Source organism: Phyllobacterium sp. P5_D12, assembly GCF_054049495.1.
The window spans coordinates 1-4782 of record NZ_JBFUMG010000354.1; the positions used below are offsets into that span (position 1 = coordinate 1).

Sequence of the window (4782 nt, forward strand, 5' to 3'; positions counted from 1 at the left end):
CGGATCGATATCGATGTGAATCTTCCTGGAGTTGGGGGAGAAACCGCTAATGCGGCCGGTAATACGGTCATCGAAGCGCGCACCGATGTTCAACATGACATCGCAATCATGCATCGTCATGTTGGCTTCATAGGTTCCGTGCATTCCGAGCATGCCAAGCCAATTCTTGCCAGATGCCGGATAAGCACCAAGCCCCATCAATGTCGAGGTGATCGGAAAATTGGTGAGCTCGACGAGTTCCCGCAGCAATTTACTTGCTTCGTTGCCGGAGTTGATAACACYGCCCCCCGAGTAGATAACAGGGCGTTTTGCCGTGAGCATAAGAGCTACAGCCTGCTTGATCGCCTCGATATCACCCTGGATCTTGGGATGATAGCTGGTGCGCGGCGAGACTTCCGGCGGTGTATACATGCCGGTTGCAAACTGAACATCCTTCGGAACGTCAACGAGGACGGGACCGGGACGCCCTGTTTTGGCAACGTGGAAAGCTTCGTGCAGAACGCGCGCCAGATCGTTGACATCCTTCACCAGCCAATTGTGCTTGGTGCAAGGACGTGTGATCCCGACAGTGTCGCACTCCTGGAAGGCATCCGAACCGATCAAACTCGTCGGGACCTGTCCACTGATACAGACCAGCGGTATGGAATCCATCAGCGCATCCTGCAGCGGGGTAACCGCATTGGTTGCACCGGGCCCTGATGTGACCAGCATGACGCCGACTTTGCCGGTGGAGCGAGCATAGCCCTCCGCGGCATGGCCCGCACCCTGTTCGTGCCGAACGAGAACGTGGTTGATCTTGTCCTGTTGGAAGAGTTCATCATAAATCGGAAGCACTGCGCCACCCGGATATCCGAAAATATCGGTTACCCCTTGATCAATGAGCGCCTGGACGACCATCTCGGCACCAGTCATTTCACGTCGTTGCGATGGTCGGCTGTCACTATCCTGCTTGTCTGCTTTCATCGGTCTCTTCCCGTCTATTCTGCGGCCCTTGGCCCCTCAGAAGGTGTTTGCTCTAACTGAAATGCTGGAAATAAAAAAGGCCCCCGAAGGAGCCTGTGTATCGCGCATGGGAGCTTTCGCCGGGTGCTTACTACACCCTGCCCATGCGCGATCCCACGACGATAAGAACTGTTTTCATGGTCGCGGACGATAGTTAAGCAAATTCCATACGTCAACGGCAAAAATGCAAATCAAATCGAATGACCAGCACTGAACCTCAAACCAGTCGAAACAATTGTCACAATCACGCTAAGATAATTTCAATGCCTTCGAATTAGGGTGACCCGACAAGTCTTGTCAACACACTGCTATCAGTTCACGGAATGGTCGCCAACGATGAACGCTGAAGCCTTGCCGGCTGAACAACCCAGACCCTTCGTTCGCAATCGAACCGATGGGCACGTCATCGAATGCAACGGCGAAAAAGCCGTCATTTACGCGTTGACCGGGCCGTCTATCGCTGCATCGGATGACTATTGGACAGTCGGCCAGTTGATTTCCATTCAAGTCGGAAACAGCCGCGTGGTTGGGCTCGTCTATGAAGTCAACGCCCATGAAGCGCAATGGGTCGTCGAAGCCGACCAGAGCATTCGCATCCATGTCGAACTTATCGGACAGGTCAATGAGCATGATGATGGTTCGTTGACTTTTTCATCCGGCATCGCGAATTATCCGCACATGGGCGCCGTAGCGCATCGGATTCGCGCGACAGATCTGGCGACTATTTACACAGCAAGCCTGAAGAACACCGTATCGGTCGGGCATCTGTCGCAAAATGCATCGATCCCGGCGTTGATCTCGATAGACAGTCTGGTTTCGCGACACTTTGCCGTTCTCGGCAGTACCGGTGTGGGTAAATCGAGCGCCGTTTCCCTGCTTTTGCGCAAGATCATCGCGCAGCGACCCGATTTACGCATTCTGATCCTCGATCCTCACAACGAATTTGCCAGCGCCTTTCCTGATCATGCGATCTCAATCGATTACAACACCTTGGAGTTGCCCTATTGGCTGTTCAGGCTGGAAGAGTTTGCCGAAGCTGTCTTCCGCGGGAGGCCGACGGTGGCAGCCGAAGTTGATGCCTTGCGCGATCTGATTCCGATTGCGCGGGAGCGCTTTGCCAGTTCCGAAGCGACGACCGCCGCGTCGCTCCTCAAAAAAGACCGCGATTATTCGTCGTTAACCGCCGATACGCCGACACCATATCGGATGGCTGATCTCATCAAGTTGATCGACGAACGCATCGGCCAGTTGGAAGGCAAGACGGATCGGCCGATCATGAAGGCGCTTCGGCAGCGTTTGCAAGCGCTGGTTGCCGACCCCCGCTACCGTTTCATGTTTTCGGCCCCGACGACGATGGACACGATGCGCCAGACGATTGGCCACATTTTCCGCATACCCAAGAACGATCGTCCAATTTGCGTCTTTCAATTGGCTGGATTGCCATCGGAAGTGGTAAATTCCGTTGCCTCGGTACTCTGCCGCATGGCTTTCGACCTCGCGGTGTCGAGCGACGGCCGCGCACAGACGCTCGTCGTCTGCGAGGAAGCGCATCGTTACATTCCCGCGGATGCCAATGCGGGTTTCTGGCCAACCCGTCAGGCAATTGCCCGTATTGCCAAGGAAGGCCGCAAATATGGCGTCTATCTGGCGGTCATTACGCAGCGTCCCGGCGAGCTTGATGCAACCATTCTTTCCCAATGCAGCACCGTGTTTGCCATGCGCCTTGGAAATGAGCGTGATCAGGAGATCATTCGGGGCGCCATTACCGGCGCATCGCAAAGCACGATTGGATTTCTGTCATCGATTGCCAATCGAGAAGCGATCGCGTTTGGTGAGGCCGTTCCAACGCCGATGCGCATGATGTTCGAGACAATTGCACCTGACCAATTGCCGGCCGCACATATGACCAAAAGCCAGCAATCCATGCGGCTGGGCGATTCTTACCTCTCTCTCGATACAATCTTGATGCGAATGCGCCAGCTCAACGCAGCAGAAAGCACAAGCAGTCAGGATGACGCGTTCGATATCGTCGAAAGTATTGGCAATCCTGTTGCGAGCCAAAGGCATACGGTTCCCTTGGCTCAGGAGCCTGTCAGAACTCAGTGGCGCAACATCGATGCTGCGATCCGCAAAGAGGAACCGCCCAAGTCGCAACCGGAAGGGACCGACCGATTCCGTGCCAGCGACCTGATCCGCACATTCCGGAACGACAAGACCTGAGTCACGGATAAGGCAACCTTTCCCAGTCATCGCCGAGCTGGTTGCGGAACCATGTCATCTGGCGCTTTGCATATTGACGGGTAGCTATCGTCGCGAGTTCTGCGGCCTCCTCCGGATCCAGCCGATCGGCAAGGACCTCGGCAATTTCACGCACGCCGATCGCTCTCATGGCGGGAAGTTCACTCGAAAGTCCAAATGATAACAATGCCTTGACCTCGTCGAGGGCACCGGCTTTCATCATGGTTTCAAAGCGCGATACTATGCGGTCGCCAAGCCATTTCCTATCGGGCTCGATAACAATCTTGCGGGCGGCGCTAGCATCAATCAGCGATCTGCCGGTTGCCTTTTGCCATTCGACGATGGACAGGCCCGATGTGTCGATAACCTCGAGCGCTCTTACAATCCGCTGGCTATCAGTCGGACGTAAAGTCGACGCCGCCAACGGGTCTTTCACAGTGAGAATCGCGTGCAATTCCTCAGAGCCCAGCTCCGCATCCTGCTGACGCCAATGCGCCCGGACATCGGCCGGAATATCAGGCATTGCCGATAGCCCTCCGAGAAGAGCACGAAAATACAGCCCGGTACCGCCAACGAAAATCATAGTCTTTTCAGCTAGTTCTGGCCTATTCAGAACTTCTCCGGCGTCCGTGAGCCAGCGTCCGGTCGAGTAGGCGATGCTCGGTGAAACATGCCCGTAGAGATAGTGTGCCGCGGCTTTGAGATCGTCCGAATCCGGTCGTGCGGTTAAGAGGTCGAGGATATCATAGACCTGCATCGAATCCGTATTGACGATCACACCGCCTGTTTCCTCAGCCAAACGAAGCGCAAGCGCCGACTTGCCGCTTGCCGTCGGTCCAGCTATCAGGATTATCTGTCTTTTCGCCACGCTAACGCCCAATCGGAAATTGCCCTATGCCCTTGATGGCCACGCTCATCGCCAATCCCGCCACATCGGACCTTGTACCATGGCTCGGGATTAAAGCCTCGGCGGCGGTCAATGCAACAGGTCTTTATTGGCTCGCCGATGGGATTGCCTGTGACTTGCCCCTGAGGGACGGTACCGATGCTGCTGAAGCGCATCTCGAACTGGTACGGGCTATCGACGGCGCGCCAATAGATATTATCGTGCAAAATCAAGATGCTAGACGCAAAAAGATTTTGATTGCCGACATGGATTCGACCATGATCCAGCAAGAATGTATCGATGAACTCGCCGAAGAAGCGGGCCTCCGCGAAAAAGTTGCGGCGATCACTGCGCGGGCAATGAATGGTGAAATCGCGTTCGAACCTGCGCTGCGTGAACGCGTGGCGCTGTTGAAAGGTCTGCCCTATGCGGTCATAGACAAGGTGATCGCCGGCCGCATCACGCTCATGCCTGGCGGGCCGGAACTGGTGCGCACAATGAAGAAGCACGGGGCTTATACTTCGCTTGTTTCAGGCGGGTTTACTGTATTCACCCAGCGTATTGCCGAGATGATCGGCTTCAATGAAAACAGCGCCAACACATTGATAGATAATGGAAAAGTCTTGACGGGAGAGGTCAAGGAACCGATCCTTGGC

Annotated in this window: 4 protein-coding genes; 2 read left to right on the forward strand and 2 right to left on the reverse strand. The window is 55.1% G+C overall.

What is annotated here, in order from left to right; genetic code table 11:
• Positions 1 to 963 (reverse strand): thiamine pyrophosphate-binding protein (locus ACXJ5O_RS19190; protein ID WP_457301288.1); only part of this gene is annotated, 963 nt, incomplete at its 3' end.
• Between the two features lie 375 nt (positions 964 to 1338).
• On the opposite strand from ACXJ5O_RS19190, the gene ACXJ5O_RS19195 reads away from it, so the two are divergent.
• Entirely contained in the window at positions 1339 to 3222 is a 1884-nt protein-coding gene (locus ACXJ5O_RS19195; RefSeq protein ID WP_457301289.1) for an ATP-binding protein, read from the forward strand.
• Position 3223: 1 nt separating this feature from the next.
• Here ACXJ5O_RS19195 and miaA read toward each other — a convergent pair whose 3' ends face one another.
• The gene (miaA, locus tag ACXJ5O_RS19200; RefSeq protein WP_457301290.1) at positions 3224 to 4108 is read right to left on the reverse strand and encodes a tRNA (adenosine(37)-N6)-dimethylallyltransferase MiaA; all 885 of its coding nucleotides are present in this window, start codon (positions 4106 to 4108) and stop codon (positions 3224 to 3226) included.
• Between the two features lie 26 nt (positions 4109 to 4134).
• On the opposite strand from miaA, the gene ACXJ5O_RS19205 reads away from it, so the two are divergent.
• A partial coding sequence (locus ACXJ5O_RS19205) for an HAD-IB family phosphatase (protein WP_457301291.1) occupies positions 4135 to 4782 on the forward strand: 648 nt, incomplete at its 3' end.